The 18,848-nt window shown below is 38.5% G+C and carries 13 protein-coding genes; 7 read left to right on the forward strand and 6 right to left on the reverse strand.

Annotated elements, in window-relative coordinates; translation table 11 throughout:
- The first annotated feature begins 37 nt into the window (after positions 1-37).
- The 5 genes from BUF13_RS13375 to BUF13_RS13395 all read left to right on the forward strand — a co-directional run bounded on the left by BUF13_RS13375 (position 38) and on the right by BUF13_RS13395 (position 5,486).
- On the forward strand, positions 38-1,711 hold the full coding sequence (locus BUF13_RS13375; protein WP_073572293.1) for an N-acyl-D-amino-acid deacylase family protein: 1,674 nt from the start codon (positions 38-40) through the stop codon (positions 1,709-1,711).
- 94 nt (positions 1,712-1,805) lie between these two features.
- Entirely contained in the window at positions 1,806-2,696 is an 891-nt protein-coding gene (locus BUF13_RS13380) for an arsenite methyltransferase (RefSeq protein ID WP_073572294.1), read from the forward strand.
- 279 nt (positions 2,697-2,975) lie between these two features.
- The gene (locus tag BUF13_RS13385) at positions 2,976-3,893 is read left to right on the forward strand and encodes a NosD domain-containing protein (protein WP_073572295.1); all 918 of its coding nucleotides are present in this window, start codon (positions 2,976-2,978) and stop codon (positions 3,891-3,893) included.
- 201 nt (positions 3,894-4,094) lie between these two features.
- A complete protein-coding gene (locus tag BUF13_RS13390; RefSeq protein ID WP_073572296.1) occupies positions 4,095-5,006 on the forward strand; it encodes a carboxypeptidase-like regulatory domain-containing protein in 912 nt (303 codons plus the stop codon).
- Between the two features lie 60 nt (positions 5,007-5,066).
- A complete protein-coding gene (locus BUF13_RS13395) occupies positions 5,067-5,486 on the forward strand; it encodes a hypothetical protein (RefSeq protein WP_073572297.1) in 420 nt (139 codons plus the stop codon).
- Between the two features lie 35 nt (positions 5,487-5,521).
- Here BUF13_RS13395 and BUF13_RS13400 read toward each other — a convergent pair whose 3' ends face one another.
- The 5 genes from BUF13_RS13400 to BUF13_RS13420 form a co-directional block, all read right to left on the reverse strand.
- Positions 5,522-6,373, reverse strand: a complete 852-nt coding sequence (locus BUF13_RS13400; RefSeq protein ID WP_073572298.1) for a sugar phosphate isomerase/epimerase family protein — start codon at positions 6,371-6,373, stop codon at positions 5,522-5,524.
- Between the two features lie 54 nt (positions 6,374-6,427).
- Entirely contained in the window at positions 6,428-7,432 is a 1,005-nt protein-coding gene (locus BUF13_RS13405) for a ThuA domain-containing protein (protein ID WP_243839744.1), read from the reverse strand.
- Between the two features lie 205 nt (positions 7,433-7,637).
- Complete coding sequence (locus BUF13_RS13410) at positions 7,638-8,522, reverse strand: phytanoyl-CoA dioxygenase family protein (RefSeq protein ID WP_073572300.1); 885 nt, start codon at positions 8,520-8,522, stop codon at positions 7,638-7,640.
- Positions 8,523-8,766: 244 nt separating this feature from the next.
- Positions 8,767-10,269 carry a RagB/SusD family nutrient uptake outer membrane protein gene (locus BUF13_RS13415; protein WP_073572301.1) on the reverse strand — a complete coding sequence of 501 codons (1,503 nt, stop codon included), beginning with the start codon at positions 10,267-10,269 and terminating at the stop codon, positions 8,767-8,769.
- 18 nt (positions 10,270-10,287) lie between these two features.
- Positions 10,288-13,386, reverse strand: coding sequence for a SusC/RagA family TonB-linked outer membrane protein (locus tag BUF13_RS13420; protein WP_073572302.1), 3,099 nt, complete (start codon positions 13,384-13,386; stop codon positions 10,288-10,290).
- 442 nt (positions 13,387-13,828) lie between these two features.
- On the opposite strand from BUF13_RS13420, the gene BUF13_RS13425 reads away from it, so the two are divergent.
- Together BUF13_RS13425 and BUF13_RS13430 are read left to right on the forward strand one after the other, a co-directional pair.
- Complete coding sequence (locus BUF13_RS13425) at positions 13,829-15,253, forward strand: Gfo/Idh/MocA family oxidoreductase (RefSeq protein ID WP_073572303.1); 1,425 nt, start codon at positions 13,829-13,831, stop codon at positions 15,251-15,253.
- Positions 15,254-15,576: 323 nt separating this feature from the next.
- Positions 15,577-16,674: an acyltransferase family protein gene (locus tag BUF13_RS13430; protein WP_073572304.1), complete on the forward strand. Its 1,098-nt coding sequence runs from the start codon at positions 15,577-15,579 to the stop codon at positions 16,672-16,674.
- Positions 16,675-16,716: 42 nt separating this feature from the next.
- Here the strand turns inward: BUF13_RS13430 and BUF13_RS13435 are convergent, their stop codons facing one another.
- Positions 16,717-18,819 carry an FG-GAP repeat domain-containing protein gene (locus BUF13_RS13435; protein WP_073572305.1) on the reverse strand — a complete coding sequence of 701 codons (2,103 nt, stop codon included), beginning with the start codon at positions 18,817-18,819 and terminating at the stop codon, positions 16,717-16,719.
- Positions 18,820-18,848: the final 29 nt, after the last annotated feature.

The raw sequence follows: 18,848 nt of genomic DNA on the forward strand, positions 1-18,848 counted from the left end.
TTAAAAGGATACAAACCACCACCTCAACCTTTTAAACATGAAATCTTTTTATTCCCTTTTTGCTGGAATCCTGCTATTCACAGCCTGTTCTTCACCTGAAAAATATGATATCCTAATCAAAAATGGCCAAATCATGGATGGTTCAGGCCAGGCATCATATATCGGAGATGTTGGAATCATTGCAGATACCATCGCAGCGGTCGGCAAATTGGATGGAGCACAAGGCGAATTGGAAATTGACGCTACTGGCTTGGTAGTCGCTCCGGGATTCATCAATATGCTGAGTTGGGCTGTTGAATCTCTGATTGAGGATGGTCGATCCCAAAGTGATATTCGACAAGGAGTGACTTTGGAAGTATTTGGAGAAGGAGCTTCTATGGGCCCTTTGAATGAAACCATGAAGGAAGAGGAACTCAAAGCCCAAGGAGACATCAAATTCCCTATCGAATGGACTTCATTAGCAGAATACCTGGATTTCTTGGTTGAAAAAGGAGTGTCCACCAATGTCGCTTCTTTTATCGGAGCTACCACAGTTCGGGTCAATGCCTTGGGCTATGAAGACCGAGCTCCCACCGCTGAAGAGTTGGAATCCATGAAAGACATGGTCAGGAAAGCTATGGAAGAAGGAGCTTTGGGGGTGGGATCATCCCTGATCTATGCCCCAGCTTTTTATGCCAGCACAGAAGAGTTGATTGAGCTTTGCAAAGTCGCCTCTGAATATGACGGAATGTACATTTCCCATATGCGAAGTGAAGGTGGGCGATTATTGGAGAGTTTGGATGAATTGATTCGCATCGCCTCAGAAGCAGATATCAGAGCAGAAGTCTATCACCTCAAGATGAGTGGTCAGGACAATTGGGGCAAATTTGATCAGGTAGTCGCCAAAATAGATTCGGCTAGAGCTGCCGGCTTGGAAATCACCACAGATATGTACAATTACATCGCTGGAGCGACGGGTTTGGACGCTTCCATGCCGCCTTGGGTTCAGGAAGGAGGCTATGAGAAATGGGCAGAAAGACTTCAGGATCCCGCAATTCGCAAGAAAGTCTATCAGGAAATGGTCACTCCTACCAATGAATGGGAAAGCCTGATGCAGGCTGTAGAAGGACCTGAAAAAATCATTTTGGTAGGTTTTAAAAACGACAGTTTGAAATACCTGACAGGCAAAACCTTGGCTGAAGTAGCCGAAATGAGAAATACCACACCTGCTGAAGCGGCCATGGACTTGGTAGTTCAGGATGGAAGCAGAGTAGGTACAATCTATTTCTTAATGTCCGAGGAGAATGTCAAAAAACAAATCGCATTGCCTTATATGAGCTTTGGCTCTGATGCCGGCTCTTACTCGATTGAGGGAGTTTTTTTAAAGTCCAGCTATCATCCAAGAGCTTTTGGAAACTTCTCCAGATTATTAGGGAAGTATGTTAGGGATGAAAAAGTCATTCCATTGGAAGAAGCAATTTACAAGCTCACTACCTTACCCGCTACCAATTTGAAAATCAAGAAGCGTGGAGCTTTGAAAGTAGGCTTTTATGGGGATTTGGCGATTTTTGACCCAGAAAAAATTCAGGACAATGCCACTTTCGAGGATCCGATGCAATATGCCACAGGGATGGTTCATGTCTTTGTCAATGGAACCCAAGTCCTCAAAGATGGAGAACATACCGGAGCACTCCCTGGAATGGTGGTAAAAGGGCCAGGGGTGAAGAAATAGTGGAGGAATTTTCTTCAAGACACGTTTTTTGTGACTTTTGATCCATTTTAAGCCAAATGCTGTTTGTACTTTAGTAACGCAAATTAGAGTAATCATGAAAGAAGAACAGGAATTAAAAAATATAGTCAGAGAGCGATATGCTAAAATCGCTGAGCAAGGAAAAGCAGAAAATGCCGCTTCTTGCTGCGGAGCCACTACTCCATCCAACAAGATCTACAATATCATGATGGATGATTACTCGGAAACTGAAGGTTATTTGGAAGATGCTGATTTAGGATTGGGATGTGGACTTCCAACCCAGTTTGCAAAAATCCAAAAAGGTGACACCGTCATTGATTTAGGTTCAGGAGCAGGAAATGACTGCTTTGTAGCCAGACATGAAACGGGGCTAGAAGGAAAAGTCATTGGAATCGACTTCACCCCTATCATGATCGAAAAAGCTCGTGCCAATGCCGAAAAACTAGGCTATAACAATGTGGAATTCCGTGAAGGAGACATTGACAATATGCCTGTCAATGAGAATGTAGCGGATGTGATCGTTAGTAACTGCGTTTTGAACTTGGTTCCCAACAAGAAAAAAGTAATTGGTGAAATCTTCCGAGTCTTAAAGCCAGGAGGTCACTTTAGTATTTCTGATATTGTCTTGGTTGGTGAGCTTCCCAAAGAACTTCGAGAGGATGCCGAAATGTATGCGGGTTGTGTAGCAGGAGCCATCCAAAAATCTGAATATTTACAATACATCCAGGATCAAGGATTTGAGAATATCACCATTCAAAAAGAAAAGCCTATCCAAATTCCAGAAGATATCCTTTCCAAATATTTAAGTACTGAAGGCATTCAAAACTTCAACAATGGTGGAACAGGAATCTATAGCGTCACAGTTTATGCAGAAAAAGGAGGAGCTAAATCTGCAAAACCAAAATTAAAGCTATCCGAATTGCAGGCCGGATCATCCTGCTGTGAACCAAGTTCTGGTTGTTGTTAAATATTTAAAAGGATTGAAATAGAACATCCAATTCTTACTCTGAAAAGGAGCCTTCATTAAATAATGAAGGCTCCTTTTTTTATTATTATCATAATAAAAATCTAATCGAGAGATTTATGATAAGCTATTAATCGAATTAAACATATAATTAACTACTACATAAATTACAAGCCTCGATGATCAAAAACTAATTTATAAATACCTAACTATCAATGATTTAAAATCTATTTTTTATAATATTTCATTATATTCAGTTTATAATATCTAATTTTTAACGCTATGAACTATTTTTCTTTTCTGTTCTTTAGTCTATTGGTTTTATTGACTTTAGGAAACACCAATCAAAAATCTACTCAAGAATTCTTTTATCCATCATTTGATAATTTTGGAGATACACTATATGTAGATCCTCCCACGGGTTTATTTGATGAAGATAGAGAACTCATTATTTCAACTCTTAAATTATCAAAGCCTGGGGATGTCATTTTATTTTCACCGGGAACCTACCGAATTGGTAGCTTAATTGACCTTGACGTTCCAGAACTAACTTTAATAGGTCATGAAGAGGGAACAATCATCCGAGGATGCGAGCCCGACGAGATGGTAGACATTGAACCATCAATTTTCGGATGTGGTGGTTTTGAATTAATCGCAGATTCGCAGACAATTAAGAACTTTACTTTTGAGTATGCTTGGCATGGAATCATTATTGGATGCTGTATGCCAAAAAATATAGAAGAAGCTGAATCTGGAAGCAGTTTTACCACGACTTCCTATGGAGGTCATATTATTGAAAATAATACTTTCAGGAATAATCCAACTGGAATACGAGTTACTGGCAATAGTCCAATACCCACGAAAATATCAAACAACATTTTTCATGACAACTACCATGGCCTTACCATAAATGGAGGTAATGTGACAGTTGAAAACAATCATTTTTTTTCAAAAGAGCCTACAAATGTCCCCATAGATCATGTCACTCACAATGCAATTGGTGTCTGGCCTTACGAGGAATGGTTAACTAATACAGAAGGAATTGAAAAAGAGAAAGATTGCACCAACAACTATATTCTCAATAACTATATAGAAAACTTGGAAATTGGAATTGAAGTCTATGGTAATAACCCAGATGAATTGGAGAAGGATGGTAAATGTGGAACTACTATAGTGCAAGGAAATAAAATTGTCAACTAATTTGATTCAAGATTTCCCATCACGCTTTTTTCTCGGCTTAGAAAGAAAAATAATTGAGAAACGACATTAGGATTTGTAGCGGATTTTTTGGTTATTTCTTTATTTTCCAATCGCCAAGATCCAAAAAAGAAGAGTATTTAAAATACACAAACTTTAAAGAATGAATGGCCCCAACAACTTGAATCCAATTACAACCAAACATTGACAAAAAGACTTTCACTTTTATTATTTCTTTTCTTCTATTTTTCATTTCAAACTTGGAGTCAAATTCGAATAACGGGGAAAGTCATAGACAAAGACGACAAGTCTCCAATTCCAGGGGTTCAGGTTCAAGAAAAAGGTATTGAGAATGGAACTGTTACTAAAACAGATGGAACATTTGAATTAAATGTAAGTGATCCAAATGCAGCATTAGTTTTTTCATTTATAGGGATGAGAACTGAGGAAGTTCCTCTAAAAGGAAAAAATCAGATTGTATTTGTAGCAAAATGGGATTGTAACAAAGATTTTTTCGATTCACAAGAAATCAGTTTTTTTACCAAAAGTGGAATAATAAATAATCCCATCGGCGGAGAAATTGAAATTGCCTCACCATGGATTTTTAGAGGTGTAATAAAAGGAAAATATGGCTACCAGACGAACTTTAAAGAAAACCATCATCAAAATGCCCAAATCGAATTTGCTCATTCCATCTCAAACTGTGACTTTGATATAGATTTTAGATGGGACTATAGAGAAATTTCTTGGGAACAAAACCTGAGATTTCATGCCCACTCTTTTGAAATAGATTTAAATATTCATGAAATTAAATTCATTGCCGGGTATTCACACTTAAATTTTTCGGAAATAGAAAATCAATTCAACAAGACATCTTCAGGAGTTTTGATTGGGGTTGGTAAATATTTTAGTCTCCCGATGTACCCTACAGCAATTTTTAAGTTGGGTATCTACCAAGACAAATTAGAATACCAAGCTAAAATTCAAGGTGGAATTAAGAACCTTCAGACTTTTATAAAATTTTACAAACTAAATGACTATAACGAATTAAGTTTAGGTATTGGAATCAGTTTAGGATATAAAACAAAAAGGCAGAAATTGAATTCGAAGGATTAAAATTGAACAAAAAAGAACAGAAATAATATTTAATGGTTAATTGATAAATCTCCTTCAATAATGAAATACTTAATTCTTCTTTCAAGTACTTTCCTTTATTTCATTGGAGCTTTGGCTATATCTTACTATTTATGGAATATTGAGGATAATTGGATTTGGAAAGGTTCCATGGTTCTCTGTCCAATTACCACCGGTTTACTTTTTTTTTGGATAATTCAATCTTACTCCAAAGTTCACCATAACAACACTATTCTAAGAATCACAAAATTATTTTCAACCAAAAGTTATGATTTAAAAGGGTTGACATCCTGGAATGAGGACAACAATATAATCAGGATAAGCTTTAGAAAACTAAATCTTCAGTTTAATGAGGATAATGTTACAATTATTGACTTTGCCGATAGAGATAATGTCGAGCAACTTTATCATTATTTGAAAACTCACTTTCCTGACAAAAATAAAAAAAGCCTTGAACAGTAATATTCAAGGCTTCCATGTATTCAATCTATCTCTGATTACAATCCATACTTCTCCCCTTTTTCTCGGATCAGTTTGTATCCGTTTTCAGCCATATCCCAAGGTTCTGAGAAGTTTCTCCAAACTCCAATAGAATTGGCAAATGCTGGATCATTTCGGGTAAAGCCTTCAATTGTCAACCAACCGGAATAGCCTACCTTTTTCAAAGTGGCAAAAGTCTCATCAAAGTCCACATGACCAGAACCCGGAGTTCCTCGGTCATTTTCAGAAATATGGAAATGCCCCAATTTTGGTGCGATCAACTCAATCGCAGAACCCAGTTTCTTCTCCTCCATATTAGCATGATGCGTATCAAACATCGCCTGAACATTAGGATGATTTACTTTGGTCAACAAGTAATCCAATTGTTCCATAGTATTTGCCAAATAGCATTCAAATCGATTCAAGGCTTCCGGCGTCAATAGGATTCCCAACTTCTGGGCATAGTCTCCCATTTCATGCAAAACCTCCGCAGACCAATTGTATTCATCCTCCATCGGTGCACGGGAAGCAAAAGTCGCGAAAGCTGAATGAAATGGCCCACAAAGCACTTGCGAATTCAAATCAGCAGCTCTATCCAAAACCCAACGAAGTCTTTCTTTTGATTTTTCTCTTACTGCACCATCAGGAGAAATCGGGTTTTCTTCCGGGCTCAAAACAGTCACAGTAGTTACTTCCAATCCAATATCTGCACAATGTTTCCCCACCATTTTGAAAGACTCTTCCGGAGATCCTCCGATAAAAAATTCAGCACCATCATAACCGATCTCTTTCAATCGATCCAAGATGGGCAATAATGACTCTGACATTTCTGCTGACCAGGCCAGCACATTAAATCCTATTTTGTTCATATTTCAAGTTTTTTGTCGATAGACCTTGGTCCATAGCTTATTCAAATCTATGGTCTATTTAAAATCCTCCACTCTCATTCCCTTTCTAAAAGTATCAAAGCCGAACATGGTTGGCTTGTATTCACCTACTATTTCAACTGACATATCTGGAGTAATTTCATCTGACATCCCCACTAGCCAAAAAGCAGCATTGATCACCATTCGTCTAAGGTCAGCATTTTCAAAGTCCATAGAAGCTCCCATGGTCGATGCAAAAGCCATCCCCGGAGAGCCTCCCTCGATTTGATAAGGCTTTGTCCAAGCAACAGGCATTACCGACTTTTCCCACATCATAGGAGAATCAGGTGTCATCCCTGCTGTACTTTGCCCATACATCAAAACATTAGCCTCGGCTGGTAGATGCTTGATTCCATATACATCGGAATATCCCCAGATGTCTTTCACGCCTCGAAGCACCGGATGATCATTCAATTGATCTGTTCCATCCAAAAGTCCCCTGGTACCCTCATGTGCATGATGACCGTGGTGATTTACCCAAGTTTCGCCTAGAATTCTTTGACCGAAACCTCTCTCCCAGCCTTCCTTTTCACTTCTCCAATGCCATTTAGCAAATGGAGAATCCGGATTCTTTTGATAGGCAAAAGCGTGGGTTGAAGTTCTCAATCCAATGATAGGCTTTCCAGCCTTTAAAAAGTTTTCGATGTACTGCGACTGCTCATCTGGAAGCTCACGGAATCTTATCAGCATGATCATCAAATCGGCAGTTTCCAAATGCTCCAAGCCAGGAATATTGTTTTGATAATTGGGAACGATATCTCCCGATTCTGGATCTATCGGAAATAGAACTGTAGTTTTGAAGCCATAAGTTTGTGATAGAATCTTGGCAAACATAGGCATGGATTCTTCGGAGCGGTATTCATCATCACCAGCTACAAGAACTACATGTTTCCCTTTCCCAGGACCTTGACCACCCTCAAACTGAAGAAAAGTCACACCATTTTGGGAATAGGCGCAGGAAATAAAAAGACAGAAAATAAATAAAGAGGCAATCTTTTTCATCAGGTTATTTTTATTCATTAGTACAGAAGCCCTAAAATAAGTGATTCTAATTTGGGCACAATTATTTTATTTCATTTTGAATAAGAATCAGAATTTTGAATTGAATTTCTTTAACAATCTGGATAGAGAGACATAAAATCTACCATCCAAAATAGGCTTGACTTCGCTCAGCCTGACAAAACAAGGTTTTCAATTTTGAAATCTTTCAATTTTCTAATTCGGCTGGATCAAATATCAAAGGAAAGAATTTACCTCCCATTTTTTCTCCTTTAGAAATCACTGGAACACCTTCCAAAAGCGGTTCATCCGAATTGGAAATTGTACCATCGGCAAACACGTTCAACACAAAGGCTTTTCGAGATTTATCAGAATAATTTGCAAAACTCCCATGTACCAACAAAGGGTGATGAAATGCTGCATGTCCCGCTTTCAAAGGAACTGAAACAGGCTTAAATTCAGCTTTCTGCTGCTCGCTCAGCATGGCCATCAACCCATCCATTTCACCTGCCAATGCGGGCTTTTCCAGTAATCCCCACCGATGTGATCTTGGAACATATTGCAAACAGCCATTTTCTTCCGTAGCATCATCCAATCCACACCAACAAGTCAGGTGCTGCATCTCTATTGTCCGAGTCCAATAGGAATAATCCTGATGCCAAGCCACCACTCCACCATGGTGTGCAGGTTTACAAAAGAGCTGATCATGCCAAAAGCGAACTGCTCGATTTCCCAACAATTGGGATGCGACCATCCTGAAAGCAGGATTCCAAATGGCATCATGAAAGGCTTCCGCTATCCTCCAATGCCCCAAAGAGTGAAATAAGACTGTGTTTGGATCCGCTGATTCATTGCTGTGAAACTCATGAAAAAGCCCATGCAAAGGATGCTCAGGATCCATGACTTCGTCCAATGCCTTCTTCAAAACTTCAATTTGATTTTCATCCAGCAATTGAATTCCAGCCACATATCCATTTTCATTGAAAAATTCGATTTGTTCCTGGCTGAGTCTATATTTCTCCCAATCCAGAGCCAATTGTGGCTGAGAAAACAAATCAGTCAAGGGATAAGGATAATCTGCTAAATCTTTCATTTTGGGTTGATTGGAGAGTAAAAAGATAAATAAAAACTTCTCTCTTCTTACTACAGGCCAATATATTTAATTCAGGAATTGTACTTAAGAAATTTTAAAAGGCATTCAAATTATTCCTGAAAATCATTGAAAATAAGAGGAATTGCTAGATGAAATAGAAGGCTTTACCTTTTCAAATAAAGCCTTCTGTGAAGGACATTGAATCTCGACAGTCAAGCCCTCACCTTGTGGCACCCAGCCAGTATTAATACCCTGCGTTTTGAACCAAGTTGGAATTATTTCTAATCTCTGCAGTTGGGATTGGGAATAGCAACTCGCGTTCTTTCAGAGTCGGTCCATATACAAATTGATGTCCAACGTAGTCTTCAAATTCATGGGTAGTAACATTGAATCCTTTTCGGATTCTTACCATGTCAAACCATGTTTTGTTTTCGAAGGAAAGCTCATAGAATTTTTCCCTCCAAACAGCTTCTCTCAATTGAGATTGGGACAAACCTGAAAGCGGGCTCAATTCTGCTCTCTCTCGAACCAAATTCACTGCATCATATGCGTCTTCATTTGGACCATTGGCTTCATTGGATGCTTCAGCGAAAATCAACAATACCTCGGCAAATCTGAAAATCGGCCAATTCAGATCACTACTCGTGGTACTTGTCTGAGCTACTACATCGAAATGCTTGTAGATATAATAATCTCCCAATTCCAAAGTTTGGCTTCTGTCTTCCCTCAGTGTATAACTGCTATAGTAAAATTCCTTTTCATCAGCTCTCTTATCACCTTCCTCATAAGATTTCACAAATTCTTCCTGAGCAAAGATCCCACCGGTCTCAGCGCTATAATTCGAAATCCCTCTGTTGTAGGGAATGATCGAAACTTGCCAATTAGATGGTTGTATATAAGCTGCAAATTGAGACATGAAGATATTCTCTCCCAAATTTTTCATGGCAGGATCATGTAAATCCCCATAAGAGCCAAATAGAGAAAACTCATTGGAATCAATCACTTCTTTGGCTTTGGAGGCAGCAAGTCCATAATATTCATTTCCTTTTTGAAGGGGATAACCAGCCATAGTCAAATAAACGGAGGATAACAGGGATTTAATAGCTCCCATGGAAACGCGTCCTGATACATCCCTCATTGGCAATCCAGAGTTTTCTGCCTCTTTCAAGTCAGCAACAATCTGATCGTAGATGGCAGCTGGTGCTACAGGATTTGGGTATAGCTGCTCTGAAGTCAAGTCCACTGGTTCAGTGATCAAGGGGATATTCCCAAACATCTGAACCAGATTAAAGTAATAATAAGCCCTCAGAAATCTAGCTTCACCCAAAAGGCCCTGCTTTTGAGTTTCATCCATATTCATGTCTGGAATCTTTGCTATCGCAAGATTTGCATTTGCAATTCCCCGATAATAATTGGTCCAGAAAGTCTGACCATATCCATTATCAGAGGTGTTCACTAAATCTTTGACAAACAAGCTGTTTTGAGCTTGTCCCAATTCTGTATCTGCCAGACCTGTCGCAAACTCTAACATCATCCAAGTACCTCCACCAAAACCACTATTCATAATGGGCTGCATACTTTGATAAATTGAGTTTACTACACTGACGGCATGCTCAGGCTTGGTGAAATAATTATCCAAAGTGAAATTGGATTGATCTGTTTCATCAAGAAAATCCGCACAGGAAGCAGTGATAACAACCGCTGACAGACAAATGATTCTTCTTATATATGATTTGATATAGTTCATGATTTTCAGAATTAATAATTAAAGACCAACACTAACACCTAGCATAAAAACTCGTGGCTTGGGATAAGCATAGAGATCAACACCCTGATCAAAGGCTGCACCTGAGGTAGAAACTTCAGGGTCATATCCAGCATAATCTGTTGCTAGAAAAAAGTTTTGGACAGAGAAGAAAGTCCGTAGGTTTCTCACCTTGATTCTCTCCAATAATTGTGAGTCAAAATTGTAGGAAAGCATCAAGTTTCTACCTCTTACAAAAGAGCCATTTTGAACTCGATCGGAGTCATTATTGGTATTATAACCTGCCGTCAATGGTCTAATCTGAGCAATATTGGTATTTTGATTTTCTGGAGTCCAGGCATTCAGCACAGTTTTGAAACTGTTTGCAATACCTGTTCTATCTTCAGCAGAGTGCTTACTTCTAAACAAGACATCATTGCCATAGCTAAATTGGATATCCACCAATAATTCGAAATTCTTCAATCGGAATGTGTTGGCAAATGTCCCATACCCATCAGGTATTCCTTTCCCGATAATCACTCGATCTTGATCATTAATGACTCCATCTTCATTGACATCTTTGTACTTGATATCTCCTGGTCTCTTATTATAAGTTGCTGCAATTGACTCCTCCTCGGTATTCCAGGTTCCCTCATGAATGAATCCAAAAAATGATCCTACAGACTCCCCTTCTCTCACAATGGTAGAGCCTAAGAAAATATCTGCACCTCCAGTCAATTCTTTAACAGTATTCTTATTATAGGAGAAATTAAAAGTGGTACTCCAGGTGAAATTGGTCTTTTCAATATTCACAGTATTCAAACCAATTTCAATCCCTTTGTTTTCCATGCTTCCCACATTTCTACTTACAGTAGAATAGCCACTACTGGAAGGAACTGGAGCACTCAACAGCATGTCATTGGTTATTTTCCTATAAAGGTCAACCTCAAACATTACTCTATTTTGAATGAAACCAAGTTCAAACCCAAAATCGACCTGACTGGTTTTCTCCCATCTCAAATCAGGGTTTGCCAATCGGCTGATTCCAATACCGATTTCCCTTTGATCATTGAAAATGACAGAATAATTACCCATACCAGCCAAAGACTGATAAGCTGTAATTTCAGAGTTACCAGTCTGACCATAACTCGCCCTAAATTTCAAATCTGAAATGGTATTGCTACTCTGTAAAAATCCTTCATCAGAGGCTCTCCAAGCAAATGCTGCAGACGGGAAAAATGCGTACTGATTTGAAGAACCAAACTTTGAAGATCCATCCACTCTACCGGTGAAGGTGAATAGATACTTATTGTTTAGGGTATAATTTATTCTACTGAAATAAGAATTCAAGCCATAAGCAACTCTACCAGATTGTGGTTGGATCGCATTGGCACCAGCACCGAGATTATTGAACATAAAATAATCATCCTGGAAGTTTTGGGACCTTGCTTGAGCATTAAATCTATCCACATGTTGCCAAGAAAGGCCAGCCATGGCATTTAGTCTATGATTTGGAGTAAATTCCTTGACATAGGTAAGGTAGTTTTCAAATTGCCATGAATTCAATCGATCATTAAAAATATAAGCATCCCCTCTTTGGTTTTTAGCTATATAATTCAGCTCCCTACCTCCATAGTAATCGACACGCTGGTTGACAATGTTGGCAGAAATATTGGAGCGCAACTCCAATCCTTTCGCCAAATATATATTCGCATATACATTCCCGATTACAGTTTGGGTATTCACCAAATAAACCCTCTCTTTGGACACTTGAAGTGGGTTATTGCCACCTTCCATACCAGGATAATCTGCATTTCCAGCCCAAGAACCGTCTGGATATCTAACAGGAATAATTGGAAGGGCTTCCAAAACTTGCCTCATTGCTACAATCCCACCATTTCCTAAAGGATCAACTTGACTTTCTTTCTGGTCATTATAGCTTAATACCCCACCTACTTTGATCCAATCTTTGATTTTGCTATCAAAAACAAACCGAGAAGAATACCGCTTCAACCAAGAGTTCTCCATCAAACCATCCTCATCTCGATATCCTAAATAAACCCCGAAACTGTCATCGACATTTCCTGAAGTAAAATTCAACTGATGATTTTGAGTAAATGCCGGTTGGAAAGCTTCTTCTTGCCAATCAGTATCATAAAGAGGGTTTCCATTGGCATCAAAAAGTCTAGGATCTGTTCTCTTGAGTGCCGGATCTTTATATATTCCATTTGCCCATCCATTTGGATCATATTTTTGAGCATTTTGATAAGCAAGATCCTCAGTTGCCAAAAACTCCTCAGAATTCAACAGTGGAATTTTTCGAGGCAAAACTCCTATGCTGTAATTGCCCTCATATGTGATCAAGCCACCGGTTTGACTACCTCTTTTGGTCGTAACGAGAATAACCCCATTAGCACCCCTTGCTCCATAAATAGCAGTCGCTGAAGCATCTTTCAAAACTTCCACAGATTGAATATCATTCGGATTGATATAATCAATCGGTGTACTTCCGTTTGCCAAACCAGCTGCGTGCATGATAACCCCATCAATTACATAGAGGGGGTCATTTGCAATACTTACTGAAGTATTTCCACGAATTCGAATATTGGCTCTACCTCCTGGTCGCCCTGAGTTGATAGAAACATTCACTCCTTGGATTTTTCCGGAAAGAGCATTGGACAAGGATGCCGCAGGTCTTTCCTTTAATGAATTCTCATCCACGGATCCAACTGAACCAGTCAGATCTGATTTTTTCTGGGTACCATAGCCGATGACAACTACCTCATCCAATTCAGCCTCATCAACATCTAAAGAAACTTGAATCTCCTGATTTTGGCTTGTCACTTGTACTTCTTTGGTACGGTAACCGATGAAACTAATCACTAAGGTCTCATTAACTGAAGCTTCAATAGCGAAGCTTCCATCATTTTCTGTTACAGTTCCTCTTTGGGTGCCTTTGACTACGACTAATGCTCCTGGAACAGGTTCATTTTGATTTCCTGAAGTAACGACTCCTTTAATCTGAGAGGATTGTGAAAAAGCCGGAATTTGACATAAAAAAATCAAAAATAAGGTCAATATCCATAGACCTTTCAGATGAATTTTTAAAATTTTGATCATATATTGCTGGGTTTAATGAATTGATATTAAACCCAAACTATTTGATTTTGGACCAGACGGTATCCTGTATCATCCTGACACAAATCATTGAATAACAACAGGATACATCAGGACTGAATCTAGTTGAAAAAGAATATATTATAGAATTAGTTTTTACACCTGTTTACTTTTTACATTAAAATTTATGTAGTATGAACTATATTTTAAACCTTTTAAATAAATCCGCTTTGGAGCAAAAAGGGCGAACGCCCTAGATTTAAAAAATTCGAAAATGGAATTAATTGAATTTATTTTAGAATATTTCCTTAGATATATCCAAAATTAATTTTGCAATTCGAAATCCATTCCGTTGGTTTTGCTTTTGCTTATTGTCGATTCACTGAATCTTAGCTAGGATTTTCTTACATTTTAATCCCTTTTCAATTAGCTATAAACTCTCCATATGAAGACGAATAGAAGAAATTTTCTAAAGACCAGTGCCACAACAGCCTTGGGGCTTTCAGGTCTTACAGTGATCTCACCCTCAGTTCTCGGTAAACCCATGGGATATGTTGCTCCATCTGACAAAGTCAACTTAGCTTGTGTTGGTATTGGAAACAGAGGAAATCAAATCATCAAGGCACTTGCTGCAACGGGCCTTTGTAATATCGTAGCCCTCTGTGATGTGGACATGGGGGCTCCTCAGACTTTGGAAGTAATCAACATGTTTCCAAAGGCAAAACATTTTCAGGACTTCCGTGTCATGTTTGACAAAATGGGAAATGAATTCGAAGCTATTAGCGTAGCAACACCAGATTTCTCCCATTTCCCAGTGACCATGATGGGCTTGAAATCAGGCAAGCATGTCTATGTGGAAAAACCAATGGCAAGAACTTTCCGCGAAGTTGAATTGATGATTCAGGCGGCTAAAAAATATCCAAAGCTTGCCACCCAAATGGGGAATCAAGGACATTCTGAGGCCAATTATTTCCAATTCAAAGCATGGAAAGAAGCCGGAATCATCAAGGACATTTATGCTGTAACTGCACACATGAACAATCCGAGAAGATGGCATGGATGGGATCCTAACATTACCTCTTACCCAGCAGCGGAATCCATCCCTTCTACCTTGGATTGGGATGTTTGGACAGCACAGGCAGAACCTCACGCATACAACAAAGATTACCATAATGGCCAGTGGAGATGCTGGTATGATTTCGGGATGGGCGCTTTAGGTGATTGGGGAGCTCATACAATGGATACCGTTCACGAGTTTTTGGATTTAGGACTTCCTTATGAAGTCAACCCAACTTTACTCAAAGGTCACAATCCATTCTTTTATCCTATGTCCACCACTCTGGAATTCAAATTCCCTGAAAGAGGAGATATGCCTGCTTTGACTTTGTCATGGTATGATGGTGTGGACAATATTCCTCCTGTGCCTGCAGGATATGGGGTTTCGGAAGTAGATCCGAATATTCCTGCAACCAATCAGGGCCAAGTTCAACCTGCAAAATTGAACCCTGGTAAAATCATTTATGGGAAAGATTTAACCTTTAAGGGAGGTTCTCACGGAAGTACATTAAGCATTATCCCTGAGGAAAAAGCGAAGGAGATGGAATCTATGCTTCCTGAAGTTCCAGAAAGCCCTTCCAATCACTTTGCAAACTTCTTGAAAGCTTGTAAAGGTGAAGAAAAGACTAGATCTCCTTTTGAAATAGCAGGACCACTTTCTCAAGTATTCTGTTTAGGAGTGATGGCACAGTGGACTGGATTAAAATTGGAGTTTGATCGAGAAACCAAGCAAATCACCAACAACCCATTAGCGAATCAAGTTTTGGCGGGAATGCCTCCGAGAAAAGGTTGGGAGGAGTATTATACTCTTTAAAATATAAGGTAGTGAAATACCATCTTCAACACTTGTGAACCCAAAAGGATATCAAATTTATAGAATCAAAAGCATCTAAATAATAGATGCTTTTTTTGTTCATTTATTTAATTGAGGCTAAATTTTCGTCTAGTTCCTATTAGAAAATTAATTTTTAAACCATTTACTTTTCGTCAAACAGACTATTTTTACAAAAGTTTAGAAAAGTCCCCTTTTTCACAATCAAGCTTAGTTCTTAATTGTTTTTTCACAAGTAAGTTTTAACGAAGACAAACTTTTACCAAACCTCACTTCAAACCCCTTTTTGCAAGTCATTTTAACATATGATTCTCAGACATTATAAAAACCTCGATGGAGTAAGAGGTGTTGCCGCATTGATGATTATTGTTTTTCATTTTTTCGCATTGACTGATTATAATAGCAATACATACCACCTAATGGAAAAAATCACCCCATTTGGAAAGTCTGGTGTTACTTTATTCTTTGTTTTATCTGGATTTTTAATCAGTAGAATTTTATTTAACACGAAGACTGATAAAAATTACTTCAGCAATTTCTATTTGAGAAGATCATTGAGGATTTTTCCTCTGTATTACTTTTCACTAATCCTTTTCTATATATTTTATCCCATTATTTTTAATAATCCAGTAGCCTCTTTGAAAGATATTGTAGTATTCGCTACCTATTTCCAGACCTTCCCAATAACATTTAATTGGCCTATTGAAGGCCCAGGGCACTTTTGGTCACTTTCTGTGGAAGAACATTTCTATTTAATATGGCCTGTATTGATCTATTTCTTAAGCGAAAAATCTATTAAAACATCCATTTTCATCTTATTGATTGGATCATTTATTTTTAGAATCATCCTTTCCAATCAAGGGTATGATCCATTTTATTTCTCATTTACAAACTTTGATTCCCTTTCGCTAGGAGCTTTGACAGCATTAATGGAAAGAAATAAAAAATTCACAAGTTCAACTTTCCTAAAACCAATCTCCTATTTCCTTTTAACCACAATAGGGATAACCGCAATGGTTTATATTATTTTCAATGGAAAGGAAATTCATATGATAACTAGCCTAAAATTGACCTTAATTTCAGTAATATATTTCCTTGGTATCAGTTTATTAATCCTTTTAAAACCACAAAATCTCATCAATAAAACTTTAGAAGCCAAACCTCTTTCTTTTTTTGGAAAAATTAGTTACGGAACTTATGTCTACCATATATTCATTATCCAAATAGTTCGAGATATGATCCCTACCTCCATTTGGTTTCTAGATTTAATTATTGTGATTTTATTTAGCACTTTGATAGCATTCCTTAGCTATAATTTATTTGAAATCAGATTCTTAAAGCTTAAAAACAATTTCACATATTCAGGACCTAATTTAAAAGATGCTAAAATTAGAGTGTCCTAGTTTTGGGTAATTAATCACACTAATTCGCGCATTAATAAATCCCTACCTCTTAAAGTAAGAATAAGAAGCAGGATTTTGCTTTCCTTCCGAGGTCATTGTACTGGTTTGACCCCAACTTTTCCTTTGCCAATAATAGAACTGCCCAGTTTCTGTTCCAACCAATAAATCTGGAACACCATCTTTGTTGAAATCAGAAACAACTGGGCCATCAGTATGTCCCATCAAGGTAACGGACAACACCCTGCCCATATATTCGAAAACAGTCTTCCCATCCTTTTTCCCCATATTTCTCATCCAATCTACTGCTGGTTTCGAAGCTACAATCAGGTCTTCTAGACCATCTCCGTCCCAATCATGAAAAGTAAACTTCAGTCGCCCACTGCTTTTTCCAGTCAATTGATTTAACAATATGGGTTGGCCATCTGGAAAGACAAAATTGCGTTGGGGATGCTTCAACACAAGTTTTCCATCTTTCTTCTCGCGCAGGTAAACCGATAAATACCCTTCATAATCCATCAAAACTAGATCGCTTAACCCATCTCCATCGTAATCCATAATCCAAGGTGAGGTTCTCCAAGGAGCCAGTAATTCATTTCCATTTGACACTCCCGGTACCCAAGCAGGCTTTTGCGGATCACCTTCCCACTCTACAGGCAATGGCTCCGGTCTGGCTAGTTTTGGTTCGGTTCTCGTTCCTATATTCTTAATGAAAACAATGTTTCCATTATGTTCATTGGCCAAAATATCTGGTAACTCATCCTCATCCCAAAAGCCTACAGCAATGGTTGAATAGCCCCATAAAGGTTCCTCGGTATTGGGTAAAGCTTCATGAGCTCTCAACAAAATCGGTTCTCCATCAATTTCCAGAAGCTTAGGGGCATCCCATTTCGGAGATTTTCCTCCTAGATTTTTGATAAAGCCAATATGGCCAACGCCATTTCCACTGAGAATATCATCCAGACCATCTCCGTCCCAATCAAAAATTCTAGGTGTGGTTAAAGCTCCAAAATCAACATATTTTGCCTCGGCTTGAATAAATTGAGGTGGCAAAAACTGGGGTATATCATTATCCAGCTTTCCTGTATTTTTCAAAAAAGAAATCTTGCCATCCTCATCTCCTCCCAGCATATCAATATGTCCATCCTTATCCCAGTCTATCGCCGTTAGGTGGATAGTTGCCCGAGATTCCATTTGGATGGGTAGATTCTGATGCAAAAGAACTTTCCCTTCTTTAAACTTAGCTTCAGTTTTAGATCCTGCATTTTCGAAATAGAGGTAAAAATCATTATTCCAGGGGATATCAAACTCTTCCTGCCCTTTTCCCATACTGATAAAGTCTAAATCTCCGTCTCCGTCAAAATCAGCCATCATTGGCATGAGTGAAAGTCCCTCTGCGAGGGAAGTTCCGTCATCTTTGAGAATACGTTGGGGCTTCCCAAAAACAGGATCTTCATCTGTACCCGAATTCTTCAAAAACAAAACATGGCTTTCCCCATCAATCTGTCGATCCAGATTTTCTATTGCCTTTGCTACTTTTCCCCGGTACTTTTTCCCACTATCTCGAGTGGCAACCGCAATCAAGTCATGGATACCATCACCATCAAAGTCAATAAACTTCCACTCTGTTTTTTTATTGTGTAAATAATCATAGCCATCATCGGGCAGATCAATTTCATCTTGATCCCAAAAGACATTTTGGGGAACATTTTTATAGATCAGCAAGGATTCTCTTACTCGATCAGGAGTCAAAACATGGACCGAGCCATTGACATTGGAAACCTGAAATCTAGAACCATCATCTCCCAATCTTCTACGCTCAAAAGAAACTTTCATTCCCCTTCGGAATACGGGCATGGGAACATTCCCTGAAATATTCTCGAAGTAAAAAATACCTGATTCGGCATAACTTCCCGATTCTGAAATCAAAAGATCTAAATCTCCGTCTCCATCAAAGTCCATGGGCATCGGAACAGCTTTGAAGCCAACATCCAAATCCACCAGCATTCCAGGGTTATTATATTCAAGCTTTTGAAGTTGGTTACTTCCATACTGCTCAAAAGAGTCATTTTCAGTAGAAGATTGGCAAGAAAACAGAAGAAGGATAAAAGCTCCTGTAATGGAACTTCTCAAAAAAATTAAATCCATAGATCAAAGGGTTTAGTGTCAAGTCAAAA

Source organism: Algoriphagus zhangzhouensis, assembly GCF_900148515.1.
Taxonomy (GTDB): domain Bacteria; phylum Bacteroidota; class Bacteroidia; order Cytophagales; family Cyclobacteriaceae; genus Algoriphagus; species Algoriphagus zhangzhouensis.

Coding starts and splice junctions, on each gene's coding strand:
- BUF13_RS13425 (WP_073572303.1), top strand. CDS start 13,829: ATGAAGACGAATAGAAGAAATTTTCTAAAGACCAGTGCCACAACAGCC.
- BUF13_RS13395 (WP_073572297.1), top strand. CDS start 5,067: ATGAAATACTTAATTCTTCTTTCAAGTACTTTCCTTTATTTCATTGGA.
- BUF13_RS13410 (WP_073572300.1), bottom strand. CDS start 8,522: ATGAAAGATTTAGCAGATTATCCTTATCCCTTGACTGATTTGTTTTCT.
- BUF13_RS13430 (WP_073572304.1), top strand. CDS start 15,577: ATGATTCTCAGACATTATAAAAACCTCGATGGAGTAAGAGGTGTTGCC.
- BUF13_RS13400 (WP_073572298.1), bottom strand. CDS start 6,373: ATGAACAAAATAGGATTTAATGTGCTGGCCTGGTCAGCAGAAATGTCA.
- BUF13_RS13375 (WP_073572293.1), top strand. CDS start 38: ATGAAATCTTTTTATTCCCTTTTTGCTGGAATCCTGCTATTCACAGCC.
- BUF13_RS13380 (WP_073572294.1), top strand. CDS start 1,806: ATGAAAGAAGAACAGGAATTAAAAAATATAGTCAGAGAGCGATATGCT.
- BUF13_RS13385 (WP_073572295.1), top strand. CDS start 2,976: ATGAACTATTTTTCTTTTCTGTTCTTTAGTCTATTGGTTTTATTGACT.
- BUF13_RS13415 (WP_073572301.1), bottom strand. CDS start 10,269: ATGAACTATATCAAATCATATATAAGAAGAATCATTTGTCTGTCAGCG.
- BUF13_RS13435 (WP_073572305.1), bottom strand. CDS start 18,819: ATGGATTTAATTTTTTTGAGAAGTTCCATTACAGGAGCTTTTATCCTT.
- BUF13_RS13405 (WP_243839744.1), bottom strand. CDS start 7,432: ATGAAAAAGATTGCCTCTTTATTTATTTTCTGTCTTTTTATTTCCTGC.
- BUF13_RS13420 (WP_073572302.1), bottom strand. CDS start 13,386: ATGATCAAAATTTTAAAAATTCATCTGAAAGGTCTATGGATATTGACC.